The 17133-nt window shown below is 73.5% G+C and carries 14 protein-coding genes; 4 read left to right on the plus strand and 10 right to left on the minus strand.

What is annotated here, in order from left to right; all coding sequences use genetic code 11:
* The first annotated feature begins 342 nt into the window (after nucleotides 1-342).
* From IEZ12_RS08765 to IEZ12_RS39985, 3 genes are all read left to right on the plus strand, one after another.
* Nucleotides 343-831, plus strand: coding sequence for a YajQ family cyclic di-GMP-binding protein (locus IEZ12_RS08765; protein ID WP_043914650.1), 489 nt, complete (start codon nucleotides 343-345; stop codon nucleotides 829-831).
* A gap of 110 nt (nucleotides 832-941) precedes the next feature.
* The gene (locus tag IEZ12_RS08770; protein WP_189271500.1) at nucleotides 942-1511 is read left to right on the plus strand and encodes a hypothetical protein; all 570 of its coding nucleotides are present in this window, start codon (nucleotides 942-944) and stop codon (nucleotides 1509-1511) included.
* A gap of 132 nt (nucleotides 1512-1643) precedes the next feature.
* Nucleotides 1644-3179 (plus strand): alpha/beta hydrolase, encoded by a 1536-nt coding sequence (locus tag IEZ12_RS39985; protein WP_189271501.1) that lies wholly within the window; start codon nucleotides 1644-1646, stop codon nucleotides 3177-3179.
* A 112-nt stretch (nucleotides 3180-3291) separates the two neighbouring features.
* On the opposite strand, the gene IEZ12_RS39990 is transcribed toward IEZ12_RS39985, so the two are convergent.
* Together IEZ12_RS39990 and IEZ12_RS08785 are read right to left on the minus strand one after the other, a co-directional pair.
* On the minus strand, nucleotides 3292-6504 hold the full coding sequence (locus IEZ12_RS39990) for an AfsR/SARP family transcriptional regulator (RefSeq protein ID WP_189271502.1): 3213 nt from the start codon (nucleotides 6502-6504) through the stop codon (nucleotides 3292-3294).
* Nucleotides 6505-6584: 80 nt separating this feature from the next.
* A complete protein-coding gene (locus tag IEZ12_RS08785; RefSeq protein WP_189271503.1) occupies nucleotides 6585-7025 on the minus strand; it encodes a hypothetical protein in 441 nt (146 codons plus the stop codon).
* Nucleotides 7026-7151: 126 nt separating this feature from the next.
* On the opposite strand from IEZ12_RS08785, the gene mug reads away from it, so the two are divergent.
* Nucleotides 7152-7724 (plus strand): G/U mismatch-specific DNA glycosylase, encoded by a 573-nt coding sequence (mug, locus tag IEZ12_RS08790; protein ID WP_189271504.1) that lies wholly within the window; start codon nucleotides 7152-7154, stop codon nucleotides 7722-7724.
* Here mug and IEZ12_RS08795 read toward each other — a convergent pair.
* From IEZ12_RS08795 to IEZ12_RS08830, 8 genes are all read right to left on the minus strand, one after another.
* Nucleotides 7710-8480, minus strand: a complete 771-nt coding sequence (locus IEZ12_RS08795) for a phosphotransferase enzyme family protein (protein ID WP_189271505.1) — start codon at nucleotides 8478-8480, stop codon at nucleotides 7710-7712. The genes mug and IEZ12_RS08795 overlap by 15 nt on opposite strands.
* A gap of 82 nt (nucleotides 8481-8562) precedes the next feature.
* Nucleotides 8563-8964: a YccF domain-containing protein gene (locus IEZ12_RS08800; protein WP_189271506.1), complete on the minus strand. Its 402-nt coding sequence runs from the start codon at nucleotides 8962-8964 to the stop codon at nucleotides 8563-8565.
* A gap of 134 nt (nucleotides 8965-9098) precedes the next feature.
* Nucleotides 9099-9518, minus strand: a complete 420-nt coding sequence (locus IEZ12_RS08805) for an SHOCT domain-containing protein (protein WP_189271507.1) — start codon at nucleotides 9516-9518, stop codon at nucleotides 9099-9101.
* 112 nt (nucleotides 9519-9630) lie between these two features.
* Complete coding sequence (gene ctaD, locus IEZ12_RS08810; RefSeq protein ID WP_189271605.1) at nucleotides 9631-11337, minus strand: aa3-type cytochrome oxidase subunit I; 1707 nt, start codon at nucleotides 11335-11337, stop codon at nucleotides 9631-9633.
* A gap of 104 nt (nucleotides 11338-11441) precedes the next feature.
* Nucleotides 11442-12299 carry a zinc metalloprotease HtpX gene (gene htpX / locus IEZ12_RS08815; protein ID WP_100587140.1) on the minus strand — a complete coding sequence of 286 codons (858 nt, stop codon included), beginning with the start codon at nucleotides 12297-12299 and terminating at the stop codon, nucleotides 11442-11444.
* Between the two features lie 105 nt (nucleotides 12300-12404).
* Nucleotides 12405-13907, minus strand: coding sequence for an NADH-quinone oxidoreductase subunit N (locus IEZ12_RS08820; RefSeq protein ID WP_189271606.1), 1503 nt, complete (start codon nucleotides 13905-13907; stop codon nucleotides 12405-12407).
* A 32-nt stretch (nucleotides 13908-13939) separates the two neighbouring features.
* On the minus strand, nucleotides 13940-15466 hold the full coding sequence (locus tag IEZ12_RS08825; protein ID WP_189271508.1) for a complex I subunit 4 family protein: 1527 nt from the start codon (nucleotides 15464-15466) through the stop codon (nucleotides 13940-13942).
* Nucleotides 15467-15509: 43 nt separating this feature from the next.
* The coding region (locus tag IEZ12_RS08830; RefSeq protein ID WP_229847346.1) for an NADH-quinone oxidoreductase subunit 5 family protein at nucleotides 15510-17133 on the minus strand (1624 nt) is incomplete at its 5' end.

The following is a 17133-nucleotide window of genomic DNA, read 5'->3' on the forward strand; positions in this document are numbered from 1 at the left end:
CCGACGTGATCGATGTTCGAGCACAACAAAACAGCCCCCGTTCTGCGTTTCCGCAGCTCGGGGGCTGTTTCACTATCCAGTGGCGGGTGCAGGGTTCGAACCTGCGTAGCTTGCGCGACAACCCGCCAGGGATGGTGTCTTGTGGGGCGCTGCCCCGTTCGACGTCGTAAACGATACCCGATGTTGGGGGGTGGTCTGCCACTCGTTTCGTCACGTGATGATCAAGGTCGGGGCGCGAGCTGTTGCGGGCGGGGGTGCGGGGGGCTGGATAGGCTGGGGCGTCGCCCGCCGGAGGCGGGTGGCGAAGACCGTGCAGCCAGTAGTTCAAGGAGACCAACACCCATGGCCGACTCCAGTTTCGACATCGTCTCGAAGGTCGAGTGGCAGGAGGTCGACAACGCGATCAACCAGACCTCCCGCGAGATCGCCACCCGCTTCGACTTCAAGAACGTGGGCGCCGAGATCAAGCGGACCGGCGAGAAGATCGAGATGAAGGCCAACGGCGAGGAGCGGGTCCGGGCGATCCTGGACGTGCTGCAGACCAAGTTCGTGAAGCGCGGGCTGTCGCTGAAGGCGCTGGACGCGGCGGAGCCGCAGCTGTCCGGCAAGGAGTACAAGATCTTCGCCGACATCAAGGAGGGCATCACCACCGAGGATGCCAAGAAGGTGGCGAAGATCATCCGCGACGAGGGCCCCAAGGGCGTCAAGGCCCAGGTGCAGGGCGACGAGCTGCGGGTCACCTCGAAGTCGCGTGACGACCTGCAGACGGTGCAGGCCCTGCTGAAGGGCAAGGACCTGGAATTCGCGCTGCAGTTCGTCAACTACCGCTGACGCAAGGGCGGTACCGCCGGAGCGCCGGCGCGGGAGGGCACACCGGGAACGGTGTGCCCTCCCGGCGTTTGCGGGCCGATTGGGCTCGACTCCCGTGGGAGGGTGGGGAGATGACGGACGGTTGGCTGACTCCGGCGGCACTGGCGCCGCTCGACGGAGGCGAGGTGTTCCGGGGCGCCGATGCCGGTGCGGTGGTGGACTTCTGGCGGTACGCGATGCCCGATCTCCGGACCAACACCACCCGTGGGCTGCTGGCGGAGTTCCTGGTGCACCGCGCGGTCGGCGCGACGGCGCGCAACGCGGAGTGGGAGAGCTTCGACGTGCTGGCCCCGGACGGGCTCCGGATCGAGGTCAAGACCAGCGCCTACCTGCAGGTCTGGGGTCAGCGGGAACTGTCGCGGATCCAGTTCTCCCGCCTGCGCGGCCGGGTCTGGACTCCCGAGGGCGGTACCGCCGCGGAGCCGTCGTACAACGCCGACGTCTACGTGTTCGCCCTGCACACGGCGCGCAGCCACGCCGAGTACGACCCGTTGGACGTCGCCCAGTGGAGTTTCTACGTGGCCTCGCGCGCGAGCGTGTCGGAGGGCGGCCGGGCCAGTGCGGGCCTGGCCGCCGTGCAGCGGCTGTGCGGCGATCCGGTCGGGTACCGGGAGCTCGCCGGCCGGATCGCCGAGGTCTGACCGGCCGGGCGGAGGTGCCAGCGGAATGCCGGCGTTCCGGCAGCGCGGTGCGGAATCGTCCGGTGTGCCGGGCGGGACGCTGCGACCCAGGGGCGCGGGCGACCGGCCGGCCGGTGGAGGGAGGGCCTGAGGATGGCTCGTCGTGGACGTGTTGCGTGGCGGTTGGCGGCGGGGGTCGCCGTGGCCGCGGTGCTGGGGACGACGGCCCCGGCGGTGGCGGTCGCGGCGGCGGTGCCGCGGTTGACCTGGGCGGCGTGCGCAGGCGGTTTCGAGTGCGCGACCGCCGAAGTGCCGGTGGACCACCGTGATCCGCGGGGCGCCAAGCTCGATCTGGCCGTGATCCGGCATCCGGCGGGTGACCCGGCGCACCGGATCGGTTCGCTGTTCTACAACCCGGGCGGGCCGGCCGTGCCGGGGACGGCGGCGCTGCCGCTGATGCTGGACCGGTTCCCGGAGGAGGTGCGGCAGCGGTTCGACATCGTCAGCTTCGATCCGCGCGGCACCGGGGGCAGCGCTCCCGTCCGGTGCTTCGACGACCCGGCGGACGAGCAGGCCCTGCTGGCGGGCACCGCGGCCGGTTTCCCGGAGGGCGCGGAGCAGGAGCGGGCCTGGACGGACGCGTACCGGCGGCTGGGCGAGCAGTGCGCGACCCGCCCGCTGGTGGCGCACCTGTCCACCGCGAACACGGCCCGGGACCTGGACCTGCTCCGCCGCGCCGTCGGCGACCGGGACCTCACCTACCTGGGCACCTCGTACGGGAGCTACCTCGGCGCGACCTACGCCAACCTGTTCCCGGGCCGGGTGCGCGCCATGGTGCTGGACAGCGGCCCGGACCCGGTGGCCTGGTCGACCGGGAGCGGGCGGGAGGCCGCCGCCATGGGCCCGCTGCTGCGCAACCGCAGCGACGTCGCCGCCGGGCGGGTGCTGGACGCGTTCCTCGACGCCTGCGGCCAGGCCGGCCCCTCCGGGTGCGCGTTCTCCGCCGGGACGGCCGCCGCCACCCGGGCCCGGTACGACGAGTTGCTGACGCGCCTGCGGGCCCACCCGGTGGCGCTCGGCGACGCCGCGTTCACCGAGGCCGCGGCGGTGGAGGCGACGATCGTCTCGCTGTACGCCGCAGCGCCCGTCCCGGGCCTCTCCGGCAGCGGATGGGCGCAGCTCGGCACGCTGCTGCAGACCTTGTGGGCGGCGGGCGACGCACCCGCCGCGCCACTGCCGCCCGTCGTCCACCCGTCGCCGGACCAGGCCCTGGCGGTGGTGTGCTCGGACAGCGCCGGCCCCTCGGCCGCCGCCGACCACGCGGGAACGGCAGCGCTCGCCCGGGCCCGCTCGGGTCCGGTCGGCCCCTGGTTCGCCTGGATCGACGAGCGCTGCGCCGGCTGGCCGGCCCGGGACGCCGCCCGGTACGACGGCCCGTGGAACCGTCGCACGGCGCGACCGGTCCTGGTGGTCGCCAACACCGGCGACCCGGCGATGCCGTACGCGGGTTCGCAGGCGATGGCCCGTGCACTGGGCCGCGCCGAACTGCTGACGGTCGACGGCTTCGGCCACACCGTCCTGGCCAACCCGAGCGACTGCGCGGCCCGGTACGAGGCCCGCTACCTGGTGGACGGCGTCCTGCCCCCGTCGGGCACGGTGTGCGCGCCGAACCACCGGCCGTTCGAGTAGTCGGCCGACCGGCGGGACAGTCGGGGCCGGGAAGCGCGGGACGGCGCCCGGCCCCACTGCCGATGACGACGCGTGCAGCGACCAGGCGGACCGTCCGCACGCCGAACGGACGTCAGCCGCCCGGCCGTTGGCCGACCGCCAGCGCGAACGCCTCCGGCTCCGCCAGCGCCGGCCCGCGCTCCCAGGCGGCCCGGAACGCGGCGCCCCCGAGGGCGGCGGCACAGCCGTCCAGGACGGCCCGCAGTTCCGGGTCGCCGGCATCGTGGCCGCCGCGCAGGGCGTAGGCGGCGGCCAGGGCGGTGGTGGCGTGGGCGGGGTCGGCGAGGGCGAGGCGGTGTTCGGCCCAGGCTTCCAGGACGTCGGCGCGGACCGGGCGGTCCCGGGTGGTGGCGGCCAGTTCGAGGGCGCGGCGGTGGAGGGAGGCGGCGGCAGGAGGGTCGGCGAGGCGGTGGTGGATGCGGGCCAGGCTGCTGTGGACGAGGGCGAGCAGGTGCTGGTGGGTGGGGGTGGTGGCAGGGAGTTGTTCGAGTTGCCGGAGCGTGCGGCGCTGGGTGGCCAGGGCGGCGGTGAAGTCGCCCGTGCGGCGGGCGAGTTCGCCGAGTGCGTAGTGGGCGGCGGCCTGCAGGTGCGGGTCGCGGGCGTGTTCGGCGGCGGTGCGGGCGCGTTCGAGGTCGGCGCGGGCGGCGGCCGGGTCGCCGTTGCGGGTGCGGAGGCGGCCGGAGAGCAGGAGGGTCAGGGGGGATTCGCCGGTGCCGCCGGTCTCGGTGTCGCGGAGGGCGGCTTCGTCGAGGGCGGCGAGGGCTTCCTCGGCGGCGCCGGTGAGGGCCAGTTGCGCGGCGAGGGTGACCAGGGCCATGGCCAGTCCCCAGCGGTCGCCCTGGGCGCGGAAGCCGTCGACGGCGGTGCGCAGGGAGCGTTCGGCGGGATCGGTCCGTCCGGCGCTCAACTCGATCCGTCCGAGGGCGAGTTGAGCGGCGGAGCGGATCCACGGGTCGGGGCTTGCGCAGTACTGCCGGGCGGTCGCGCCGAGGGCGTCCGGCGGTCCGCCGGCGGCGAGCAGCAGGGCGGCGGCGAGGGCGGTCGGGTGGTCGCCGTCCCGGGCGGTGGCGAGGGCCGCACCGAGCGTGGGGGGCGGCAGCAGCGCCTCGGCGCCGCGGAGCGGGGCGGTGAGCAGGTCGAGGATCACGCACCGGGCGTGTTCCTGTTCCAGGCTGGGCGGCGGGGTGGCGCCGTGTGCGGCGAGGACGGCTGCGGCCCGTTCGCCGGCTTCGTGGGCCCGGCCGCGCATCAGCCAGGGCCAGGTGCGGGCGGCGGCGAGTCGTAGGGCGTGGTCGGGCGGGCCGGCGGCGACGGCGCGGCGGAGGGCGGCGTCCAGGTTGTCCTGTTCGGCGTCGAGCCGGGCCAGTCGGTCGGCCTGACGGTCTGTCCGCAGCAGGGGTTCGGCGTGTTCGGCGAGGTCGAGGAAGCAGCGCAGGTGGGCGGTGGCGGTGCGGTCGTGCTCGTCGGCTTCGGCGAGCCGTTCGGCGGCGTAGGCGCGGACGGTCTCCAGCAGGCGGTAGCGGGCCTCGCCGGTGTCCGAACCACCGGCGGCCACCAGGGACTTGTCGGCGAGGGCGGTCAGCAGGTCCTCGACCGCGGTGGGGTCGGGGGCGGGCCCGGTGGGCCAGTGCGCGGCGCAGACGGTGTGCGCGTCGCGGAGGGTGGCCCCGCCGGCGAAGACCGAGAGTCGGCGCAGCAGGACGCGTTCGTCCTGGTCGAGCAGGTCCCAGCTCCAGTCGATGACGGCGCGCAGGGTGCGGTGCCGGTCGGGGGCGGTGCGCGGGCCGCGGTCGAGCAGGCGGAGGCGGTCGTGCAGGCGGGCGGCGATCCGGTGGGGGTCGAGGGCGCGCAGTCGGGCGGCGGCGAGTTCGATCGCCAGGGGGAGGCCGTCGAGTTCGCGGCAGATCCGGACGACGGGTTCGAGGTTCTCCCGGTCCAGGGTGAAGCCGGGGCGGACGGCGGCGGCCCGTTCGACGAAGAGGGCGACGGCGGGGTGGGCGAGGGCCTGCTGCGGGGTGCCGCCGGGTTCGGGGACGGCGAGCGGCCGCACCGGCCAGAGCGTCTCGCCGGGGACGCCGAGCGGTTCGCGGCTGGTGGCGAGCACGGTGAGCCGGGGCGCGGCGGCGAGCAGGCGGTGGGCGAGGTGGGCGGCGTCCGCGACGAGGTGCTCGCAGTTGTCGAGGACGAGCAGCACGTCGCGGCCGTCCAGGGCGCGGACGATCCGCTCGACGGGTCCGCCGGGCGGCTCGCCGGCGGGGAGGCCGCCGGCGAGCGCCCCGCTGTCGGTGGGGCGGCGCAGTGCGCCGAGGACGGCCCGGGCCGGTCCGTCGGGGCCGTCGGCGCCCGCGAGTTCGGCGAACCGGACCTCCGTGCCCGCGGCGGCCGCGGCGGCCAGGGCGAGTCGGGTCTTCCCGACGCCGCCGGGTCCGGTGAGCGTCACCAGTCGGGAGCGGCGCAGGCGGTCCTGAACGGCCATCAGGTCGGGGTCGCGGCCGATCAGGACGGTGAGCGGGCCGGGCAGCACGGTGCGCGCGGGCGGGCGCCGGCCGGCCAGGACGTGCAGGTGGGCGTCGCGCAGTTCGACGGAGGGGTCGGCGCCGAGCTCCTCGGCCAGCGTCTGCCGGGTGCGGTCGAACACCTCCAGGGCGGCGGCGCTCTGACCGTTGGCGTGCAGGGCGCGGACCAGGCGGGCGGCGGTGCGTTCGCGCAGCGGGTGGTCGACGCGGAGGCCGGTGAGTTCGGCGATCAGCCGGGGCAGGGCGTCGGGGTCACCGAGGGCGAGCAGCGCGTCGGCGCGGTCCTCGACGGCGGCGAGCCGGAGTTCGGCGAGCCGGGCGGCGGGGGCGGCGGTGAATTCGGCGGCTTCGGCGTCGGCGAACGGCGCCCCGCGCCAGAGCTCCAGGGCCGCGCCCAGTTCGGTCGCCGCGCGGGCGTGTTCGCCGGCCGCGAGGGCGGCCCGGCCAGTGGCGGCGCGCTGTTCGAAGTCCCAGGCGTCGACGTGCCGGCGGGGCAGGTCGAGCAGGTAGCCGGCGGGGTGCGAGGCGATCGCGGTCCGGTCCTCGGCGAGGGTGCGGCGCAGCCGGGAGACCAGGGACTGCACGGCGCCGGCCGGTTCGTCCGGCGGGGTGTCGCCCCAGAGGTCGTCGACCAGCCGTTCGCGGGTCACCACCCGCCCGGGGTCGAGGGCGAGCCGGATCAGCAGCAGCCGCAGTCTGGCGCCGCCGGGTCCGTCGGTCGGCCCGTCGCCGCGTACCAGTTGCAGTGGCCCCAGGACGTTGATCCGCATGGTGTCCGTCCCCCGTTCCGACCGATCGACCGGTGATCATTCTCGCGTCGTCGGGGCGGGCCGTTCGCGGCGGGTCCGGGTCAGGCGTCCGGCGGTTCGGCGGCCACGAGTGACGCCAGGGCGGCGGCAAGTTCGGGCAGGGCGGCGGCGGGGGCGCCGAGGGCGTGCAGGATCCGGTCGAGCGGGGCGCCGTCGGCGGGGGTGAGCGGGCCGAGGGTGATCCGGCCGTCGTACCAGAGGGCGGCGCGCCGGCCGGCGGGGTGCTCGGCGTCGATCTCGGCGAAGGCGATCTGCGCGGCCTTGGACCAGCCCGCGATCCGCAGCGCGAATCCGGAGGGGAATCGTTTGAAGTCGTAGTCGGGCGCGGTGGACGGATGCTGAAGTGCACCGTGGAGTTCGTCCGTCATCGGGATGAGCGCCAGCCCGTGGGACAGGCGGGTGACCCGCGCGAGTGGGAGTTCGGCCGCCACGACGGTGATCAGCTCATCGGTGGCGATCAGGGCGTTCAGTTCGTATGGCACCACCCCATTCTCCGTCCGAACAGTCATCAGGTCTGGAAAACAATCGAACTGGCTATCCATCCGATATGCCGGACATGAACGTATCAAGTACCCGAGGCCGCAATCGCGTACGGCAGAGTGGTCCGGGTGACCCGCACTCCCCCGTCCCGCCCGACGCCCGAGCAGCTCGCCGCCGCCCAGGACACCACCATCCCCGACGTGGCCTCGCCGGGCCTCCGGGTGCTGTTCTGCGGCATCAACCCCGGCCTGTGGTCGGGCGCCACCGGCCACCACTTCGCCCGACCCGGCAACCGTTTCTGGCCCGCCCTGCACCGCTCCGGCTTCACGCCGCGGCAGCTCGGCCCCGAGGAGCAGGACGAACTGCTCGCCCTCGGGCTCGGCATCACCAACGTGGTCGCCCGGACCACCGCGAAGGCCGCCGAACTGACCGCCGAGGAGTACCGGGCGGGCGGCGAGGCGCTGACCGCCCGGGTGCTGCGCCTGCGCCCGCGCGCCCTGGCGGTGCTCGGCATCGGCGCGTACCGGGCCGCGTTCGGGCGGCCGAGGGCGGCGGTCGGCCGGCAGCCGGAGAGCATCGGCGACACCGAGGTCTGGCTGCTGCCGAACCCGAGCGGGCTGAACGCGCACTACACCTTGGACGGGATCGCCGCCGAGTTCCGCGCCCTGCGCGAGCACCTGGAGGCGTCAGGCGCCGAGTAGCGCCCGCTCGAAGCGGTCGCGCTCGCGCAGCACGTACGCGGCGTCCGACAGGTACATCAGGTGGTGCCCGTCGGCCAGGTGCGAGGCGAACGCGGCGCTGCCGGCGGCGGCCTCGGCCCGCATGTGGTCGACCAGGGCGTGCAGCCGGGCCGCGAGGGCGTCCACCAGCCCGGCCCGGCCGGCCTCGTCGAGCCCGTAGGCGTCGCAGAACTCCCGGGCGCGGGCGGCCTGTTCGTCCGGGGTGCCGAAGCCGTCGGCGTTGCCGGGGGCGGTGGTGGGCGTCCAGCGGTAGACCGCGTACGCGACGTCCCACAGCCGGGGGCCGGGGTGGGCGGTGTCGAAGTCGATGACGCCGACCACCTCCTCGCCGGCCAGCACGCAGTTGTGCGGGGCGTAGTCGCCGTGGCAGATCACCTCGGCGGGCTCGCGGGCGGGCAGCATCCAGCCCTCGGCCGCGTACCCGGCGGTGGCGTCGTGCAGGGCCCGCAGCACCCGGGCCGCCGTCAGCAGCGCGGTGCGGGAGGCGGCGGCCGGCGTGGCCGGATAGTCGGAGACCTCGCCGGGCAGGAAGTCGAGGATCTCCCGCCCGTCCCCCGTCAGCCCGTGGAACGCCGGCCCGGCGGTGAACCCGCTCGCCCGCAGGTGCCCGAGCAGTCCGTGCACGGCCGGCGACCACGGCCCGGTCGGCCGCAGCACCCGGTCACCGACCCGCTCCACCTGGTTGACGCCGCCGGCCAGGATCTCGCTGTCCGCCACGCACCCGCTCCTCTGCCTCCACGGCCTTCCGGGACCGGACGGTTCTATCCCGGCCCCGGACGGCTGCCAACCGGTTTTCCGGTCAGCGGACGCCGAAGCCGTCGTCGGTCCGGATCACCTCGCGGCCGAGCGGGGTGAGCGAGATCGGCACCATCTTGAGGTTCGCCCAGCCGAACGGGATGCCGATGATCGACAGGAACAGCGGGATCGAGGTGACGATGTGGCCGATCGCCAGCCACCAGCCGGCGAACACCAGCCAGATCACGTTCCCGACGCAGGACGGCGCGCCGGCGTCGTCCCGCACCACGGTGGTGCGGCCGAACGGCCAGAGCATGAAGCCGGCCAGCCGGAAGGACGCGATGCCGAACGGGATCGTGACGATCAGGACGAAGCAGATGATCCCGGCGAGGGCGTACCCGATCGCCATCCACAGCCCACAGAACAGCAGCCAGATGACGTTGAGCAGGAAGTTGATCAGCTTCATGCCTCCAGCGTCCCACGGTGCGGCCGAGCTGGGGAGCCGGTGCGGCGCCGTTGTGGCAGGGGTGTGACGCAGCCGCCTGTGGCAGACCGAAGGCCCGTCCCGAAGCTGTCCGGGGCGGGCCTTTCGCGGGGTGGTCAGGCGAGGAGTTTGTCCTTGGCCCGCTGGTACTCCTCCTCCGTGATCGCGCCGCTGTTCTTGAGGTCGGCCAGCCGATGGAGGTCGTCGACGTGGCTCTTCGCGGCCGCGCCGCCGCCCTCCTCGCCGGAGCCGGTGCCGGCGGCGCGGCGGATGTAGTCCTGGAAGGCGGCGTCGGCCTGTTTGGCCTGGGCGACGTCGCGTTCGTGCATGGAGCCGCCGCGGACGATCAGGTAGATCAGGACGCCGAGGAAGGGCAGCAGGATCACCAGGACCGTCCAGCCCGCCTTGGCGCCGCCGCCCATGTCCTGGCTTCGGAAGATGTCCGTGATGATCTTGAACAGCAGGAAGAACCAGAGGATCCAGAGGAACAGCTCCAGCATCGTCCAGAAGATGTTGAGCAACGGATAGTTGTCCATGACGCTCCGATCCCGCGCACAGTCAGACCGAACGTCCCCGCACCTCGAACGGCACGGGGACGAAACGATTCGTATCACCGCGAATCGGGCATCGCATGTCGGGCGGCGGACGTCAGTCCGGGTTGTTCTGCAGGCGGTCCAGCTCGGCGATGTCGGGGTGGTGCAGGTCGAACGCCGGGGACTCGGAGCGCACCCGCGGCAGGGTGACGAAGTTGTGGCGGGGCGGCGGGCAGGAGGTCGTCCACTCCAGCGAGCGGCCGTAGCCCCACGGGTCGTCCACGGTGACCCGCGGCGCGCGGCCCGCGGTCCGCCAGACGTTGTAGAGGAACGGCAGGGTGGACAGGCCCAGCAGGAACGAGCCGATGGTGGAGACGGTGTTCAGCGTGGTGAAGCCGTCCGAGGCCAGGTAGTCCGCGTACCGGCGGGGCATGCCCTCCGCGCCCAGCCAGTGCTGGACCAGGAACGTGGTGTGGAAACCGACGAACAGCGTCCAGAAGTGGATCTTCCCGAGGCGCTCGTCCAGCATCCGGCCGGTCATCTTCGGCCACCAGAAGTAGAAACCCGCGAACATCGCGAACACCACCGTCCCGAACACCACGTAGTGGAAGTGCGCGACCACGAAGTAGCTGTCCGAGACGTGGAAGTCGATCGGCGGGGAGGCCAGCAGCACGCCCGTCAGGCCGCCGAACAGGAAGGTCACCAGGAAGCCGACCGACCAGAGCATCGGCGTCTCGAACGACAGCGAGCCGCGCCACATGGTGCCGATCCAGTTGAAGAACTTCACCCCGGTCGGGACGGCGATCAGCAGCGTCATGAAGGAGAAGAACGGCAGCAGCACCTGCCCCGTCACGAACATGTGGTGCGCCCAGACCGTGATCGACAGGCCGGCGATCGCGATGGTGGCGGCGATCAGGCCGGAGTAGCCGAACATCGGCTTGCGGCTGAACACCGGGATGATCTCCGAGACGATGCCGAAGAACGGCAGCGCGATGATGTACACCTCCGGGTGGCCGAAGAACCAGAACAGGTGCTGCCAGAGGATCGCCCCGCCGTTCGCCGGGTCGAAGACGTGCGCGCCGAACTTGCGGTCGGCCTCCAGGCAGAGCAGCGCGGCGGCCAGCACCGGAAAGGCCATCAGCACCAGCACGGCCGTCAGCAGCACGTTCCAGACCAGGATCGGCATCCGGAACATGGTCATCCCCGGCGCCCGCAGGCAGATGATGGTCGCGACGAAGTTGACCGAGCCGAGGATGGTCCCGAAGCCGGAGAACGCCAGGCCCATGATCCACAGGTCGGCGCCGATGCTCGGCGAGTGCACCGCGTCGTTCAGCGGCGCGTACGCGAACCAGCCGAAGTCCGCCGCGCCCTGCGGGGTGACGAACCCGGCCACCACGATCAGCGAGCCGAACAGGTAGAGCCAGTACGCGAAGGCGTTCAGCCGGGGGAACGCGACGTCGGGGGCGCCGACCTGCAGCGGCATGAACCAGTTCGCGAAGCCCGCGAACAGCGGGGTGGCGAACATCAGCAGCATGATCGTGCCGTGGATGGTGAACAGCTGGTTGAACTGCTCGTTGGAGAGGAACTGCGTCCCCGGCCGGGCCAGCTCGGCCCGCATCAGCAGCGCCATCACGCCGCCGACCAGGAAGAACCCGAACGAGGTGACCAGGTACAGGGTGCCGATCTGCTTGTGGTCGGTGGTGGTCAGCCACATCACCAGCCGGCGGCCCCGGTGGGGGCGGGTGGCCCGGCCGAAGCGGCGGCGCGGTGCCGGGGGTGCGGGCGGGCCGGTCACGCCCAGTTCGGCATCGCTCGGCAGCATCGTCACCGCACCGCACCTCCGGCCTCGGGTCTGGCAGTGCGTCCAGCACTACCAGCGGGGCCGGAGGCCCGGGCGGACGCTCGCCGCGCCCTCCCCCGAAGGAATCAGCGGCCGGCCATCCGCTCCAGGCGGTCGATCCGCTCGCGCATCGGCGGGTGGGTGGAGAACAGCTTCGCGCCGACCTCGCCGGGCCGGAACGGGTTGGCGATCATCATGTGGCTGGCGGTCTGCAGCTGCGGCTCGGGCGGCAGCGGCAGGCGCTGGGTGCCGGCGTCCAGCTTGCGCAGCGCGCTGGCCAGGGCCAGCGGGTCGCCGGTGATCCGGGCCCCGTCGGCGTCCGCCTGGTACTCGCGGGAGCGGCTGACGGCCAGTTGGATCAGGCTCGCCGCGATCGGCCCCAGGATCATGATCAGCAGCATGCCGAGCAGGCCCGGGCCCTCGTCGTCGTCGGAGCGGCCGATCGGAATCAGCCAGGCGAAGTTCACCAGGAACATCACCACCGAGGCCAGCGCGCCGGCCACCGAGGAGATCAGGATGTCCCGGTTGTAGACGTGGCTGAGCTCGTGGCCGAGCACCCCGCGCAGCTCCCGCTCGTCCAGCAGCTGGAGGATGCCGTCGGTGCAGCAGACCGCCGCGTTGCGCGGGTTGCGGCCGGTGGCGAAAGCATTCGGCGCCGGGGTGGGCGAGATGTAGAGCCGGGGCATCGGCTGCCGGGCCGCGGTGGAGAGCTCCCGGACGATGCGGTACAGCTGCGGGGCCTCGATCTCGCTGACCGGCCGGGCCCGCATCGCGCGCAGCGCCAGCTTGTCGCTGTTCCAGTACGCGTAGGCGTTGGTGCCGAGCGCGATCAGCAGCGCCACCAGCAGACCGGTGCGGCCGAAGAAACTGCCGATCACCAGGATCAGCGCGGACAGGCCGCCGAGCAGAACGGCCGTCCGCAATCCGTTGTGGTGGCGGTGCACTGCGGGCCCTCCTGTGGTGCCGGGGAAGCCTGTGGAGCAGCTTCCTTCTGCCGGGATCAACGCGCCGAGCTGGCCCGATCGTTCCCTTCGGCATTCGACCACAGGTCAGAACAGGCTGCCCGACACCACCTGCAACACCAGTTGCGGAGCCACCGAGAGCACCACGGCGCCGCTCGCCGCGAGACCGAGCGCGGTGGCCAGCGAGGCCGGAACGCGGCGCGGCGCGACGACCTGCTCGGCGGACGGGGCGAACAGCAGCGCCGTCCACTTCAGGTAGTAGGCGAGCGCGATCACCACGTTCACCGCCATCACCACGGCCAGCCAGCCCAGGCCCGCGTCCACGGCCGACCGGAACACCACGACCTTGCCGAACAGGCCGACCACGCCCGGCGGCAGACCGGCCAGGCAGAGCAGGAAGAACGCCAGCGCGAACGCCGCCCAGCGGTTGCGTCCGGCCAGCCCGCGGAACGACTCCAGCCGGCCCGAGCCGCCGACCAGCGCGACCACGCCGAACGCGCCCAGGTTCACCAGGCCGTAGATCAGCGCGTACGCCACCGTCGCCCCCAGCGGCTCGGCCGAGCCGGCGTACCCGGCGGCGGCCAGCGGCACCAGCAGGTAGCCGGCCTGGCCGACCGAGGACCAGGCCAGCAGCCGCACCGCGCCGTACGGGGTGTCGGCGCGCTGCCGCAGCGCCGCCGCGTTGCCGACCGTCATGGTCAGCGCGGCCAGCACCGCCAGCACCAGGCCCCAGGTGTGGCCGTACGGGCGGAACGCCAGCGTGGTGACCAGCGCCAGACCGGCGAGGCCCGCGGCCTTGCCGACCACCGACAGGTAGCCGGCCACCGGGAGCGGCGCGCCGACGTAGGTGTCGGGGACCCAGAAGTGGAACGGGACGGCGGCGGTCTTGAACGCGAAGCCGACCAGGGTGAGCACCGCACCGGCCTCGGCCAGCGGCTTCAGCTGGGCGGGGGCGTGCGCCAGGCCGTCGGCGATGCCCTGGAGCTGGATCGTTCCGGCGGCCGCGTAGACGAAGCTGACGCCGAGCAGCATCACGGCGGTCGCGGTGACGGAGGAGAGGAAGAACTTGAGCGCGCTCTCCGCGCCCCGGCCGTCCCGACGCAGCGCGACCAGCGCGAACGCGGGCAGGGTGGCGACCTCCAGCGCGATCACCAGGGTGGCGAGGTCGCGGGCGGCGGGCAGCAGGGCGGCGCCGCAGGCGGAGGAGAGGAGCAGGAACCAGTACTCGCCGCCGGGGAGCTTCTCGTCCTCGACCGTGTGCAGCGACAGCAGCGCGGTGAGCAGCGCGCCGCCGAGGGCGAGCAGCTGGAAGGCGAGCGCGAAGTGGTCGGCGGTGTAGGAGCAGCCGCCGCTCGTGAAGCAGAACGTGGAGCGGGTGTCGCCGAGCACCAGCGGCAGCAGGGCGGCCAGCGCGGCGAGCAGGCCCGCGGCGCTCAGCCACCCGAGCAGGCGCTTGCGGGCCTCGGGCAGGAACAGGTCGGCGACCAGCACGGCGAGGGCGGCGAGCGCGGCGATCAGCGGCGGGGCGATGGCCACCCAGTCGACGGACTGGATCAGGCCGCCCGGGTCGGCGACGGCGAGCGGAGTCATGAGGGGCTGCCCCAGGTCGTGAGTGGTGGTCATCAGCCGCTCCCGAGGAGGTGCTTGACGGCCGGGTCGGAGAGGCCGAGCAGCAGTGCCGGCCACAGGCCCGCCACCAGGGTGAGCGCGGCGAGCGGCGTCCAGCTGGCGGCCTCGTAGCCCTGCAGGTCGGCCACCTCGGCGACCGGGGCGGGCTGCTTCGGGTCGCCCATGCAGACCCGCCGGACCACGACCAGCAGGTAGGCGGCGGTCAGCAGGGTGCCGAGGCCGGCCAGCACCATGTATGTGACGAAGGCGGGCCGGGACAGGCCGGCGGCCGGGTCGAACGCGCCGTACATGGCGAGCAGCTCGCCCCAGAAGCCGGCCAGGCCGGGCAGTCCGAGGCTGGCGACGGCGGCGAACGCCAGCAGCGCGCCGATCCGCGGGGCGCGGCCGTACAGCGCGGCTCCGGTGGCCCCGGCGAGGGTGTCCAGGTCGGCGGTGCCGTAGCGGTCCTTGACGGCGCCGACCACGAAGAACAGCAGGCCGGTGATCAGGCCGTGCGCGATGTTGGCGAACAGCGCGCCGTTCACGCCGGTCGGGGTGAGCGAGGCGATGCCGAGCAGCACGAAGCCCATGTGGCCGACCGAGGAGTACGCGATCAGCCGCTTCAGGTCGCCCTTGGCGCCCGTCCGCGCGAGGGCCAGGCAGGCCAGCGAGCCGTAGACGATGCCGACGGCGGCGAACGCGCCCAGGTACGGGGCGTAGGTGGCGGTGCCGTCGGGGACGATCGGCAGCAGCACCCGGACCAGGCCGTAGGTGCCCATCTTGAGCATGACGCCGGCCAGCAGCACCGAGCCGGCGGTCGGCGCGGCGGTGTGCGCGTCCGGCAGCCAGGAGTGCAGCGGCCAGGCGGGGGCCTTCACGGCCAGGCCGACCAGGATCGCCAGCGCGGCGATCAGCTGGGTGGTGTGCGAGAGCCCCGAGCCGTGCGCGTCGGCCAGCTTCACCATGTCGAAGGTGCCGGCCTTGACGCCGATCAGCAGGAAGCCGAGCAGCATCACGGCGGAGCCGAGCAGGGTGTACAGGATGAACCGGTTGGCCGCGGCGACCTTCTTCCCGCTGCCCCAGCGGGAGATCAGGAAGTACATCGGGATCAGCACGATCTCGAAGGCCAGGAAGAACAGCACCAGGTCGAGCACCGCGAAGGTGGCCAGCATGCCGGTCTCCAGCAGGAGCAGCAGCCCGGTGAAGGCGCGGCCGCCGGGGCCGGCGGGGAGTTTCTTCACCGAGTACACCGCGCACAGGAAGGTGAGCAGCGCGGTGAGCACCAGCAGCGGCAGCGAGATGCCGTCCACGCCGAGGTGCAGCCGCACGTCCAGCGCGGGGATCCAGGACACGTCGGTGACGGCCTGCATCCGGCTCGGCGCGTCGTGGTCGAAGCCGGCGGCGAGGGCGATCGCCAGCAGCAGGGTGCCGCCGGTGACGGTGGTGCCCAGGCGCAGCGCCTGCTTCTCGCCGATCGGGGCGAGCATCAGGGCGGCGCCGAGCAGCGGCAGCACCAGGAGGGCGATGAGGACCGCGTTCATCGGTGGCTCCTAGGAAATGCCGGGACGGGGAACTGGGGGTGCGTCACGATCCCACCGCCACCAGCACGGCGAGCAGGACGGCCCCGGCGAGCAGCGCGCTCAGGTAGCCCTGGGCGTTGCCGGTCTGGGCGAAGCGCACGGCGCGGCCGAGCCAGCCGGGCGCGGCGCCCGCGCCGCGGACGTAGGTCTCCACCACGGCGCGGTCCAGGAACCGGACCAGCCTGGCGGCGGCCTCGGTGGGCCGGACGAACAGCGTGCTGTACAGCCGGTCGACGCCGAAGCCGTGCTGGGCGGGCCGGTACAGCGGGCCGAGCAGCAGGCGTCCGGGGTCGTCGGCGGGCTGTCCGGCGGCGGTGCGGGCGGTGACGGTGCGCCAGGCGGCCCAGGAGATCAGCAGGCCCGCGACGGCGATGCCGGTGCCGAGCACCCAGGTGGCGGTGGACGGGCGCAGCGACTCGCCGTCGAGCAGCGCGGGCAGCCAGTCGGTGCGCAGCGCGGCCACGCCGAAGCCCATCGCGGGGACCGCCAGCACCCACAGCGGCCAGCGCATCGCGGCGGGCTCGACGTGGGCCGGGTCGGCCTCGTCGGGCTCCGGCGAGTACGGGGCGCCGGGCTGCGGGGAGAGGTCGGCGCCGTCCGTCGAGCGGCCGTGGAAGACCGCCAGCCACAGCCGGGCGGCGTAGGCGGCGGTGAGCAGCGCCGTCAGCAGGCCGGCCACCAGCACCGTCCAGCCGACGGCGGTCGGCACGGCGGAGGCCGGGCCGAGGCTGCCGGTGAGGGCCTCGCCCCGGGCGGCGTGCTCGGCGGCGGTGAGCACCGATTCCTTGGAGAAGAAGCCGGCCAGCGGCGGCAGGCCGACCAGCGCGGCCAGGCCGATGCCCATCGTCCACATCGCGTCGGGGATGCGGTGGCGCAGGCCGTCCATCCGGGCCATCGCGCTGAGCGAGTTGGTGTGCGCGGCGTGGATGACCACGCCGGCGCCCAGGAACAGCAGCGCCTTGAACACGCCGTGCGAGACCAGGTGGAACACCGCGGCCTGCCGGTCGCCGGACGCCAGCGCGCCGGTCATGTAGCCGAGCTGGCCGACCGTCGAATAGGCGAGGACGCGCTTCAGGTCGTCCTGGGCGAGCGCGCACAGCGCGGAGCCGACCATGGTGACGGCGGCCATCACGGCCAGCACCACCAGCGCGGCGGAGGACTGCAGGAACACCGGCAGCAGCCGGGCGACCAGGTAGACGCCGGCCGCGACCATGGTGGCGGCGTGGATCAGCGCGGACACCGGCGTCGGGCCGGCCATCGCGTCCGGCAGCCAGGTGTGCAGCGGGAACTGGGCGCTCTTGCCGGCCACGCCGGCGAGCAGCAGCAGGGCGATCAGCGTGGGATGGTGCAGCCCGCCGGTGGCGGCGGTGTGCAGCACGTCGGTGATCCGGAAGGTCCCGGCGTCCGCGCCGAGCAGGAACAGGCCGAACAGGAACGGCACGTCGCCGAGCTTGGTGACCAGGAAGGCCTTCAGCGAGGCGGCCCGGGCGTCGGCGGTCTCCCAGTGGTGGCCGATCAGGAAGTACGAGCAGATGCCCATCACCTCCCAGCCGACCAGCAGCACGATCAGGTCGCCCGAGTAGACGACCAGGAACATCGCGGCGGTGAACAGCGAGACCAGCGCCGCG

The sequence above is a fragment of the Kitasatospora griseola genome, assembly GCF_014648555.1.
GTDB lineage: Bacteria > Actinomycetota > Actinomycetes > Streptomycetales > Streptomycetaceae > Kitasatospora > Kitasatospora griseola.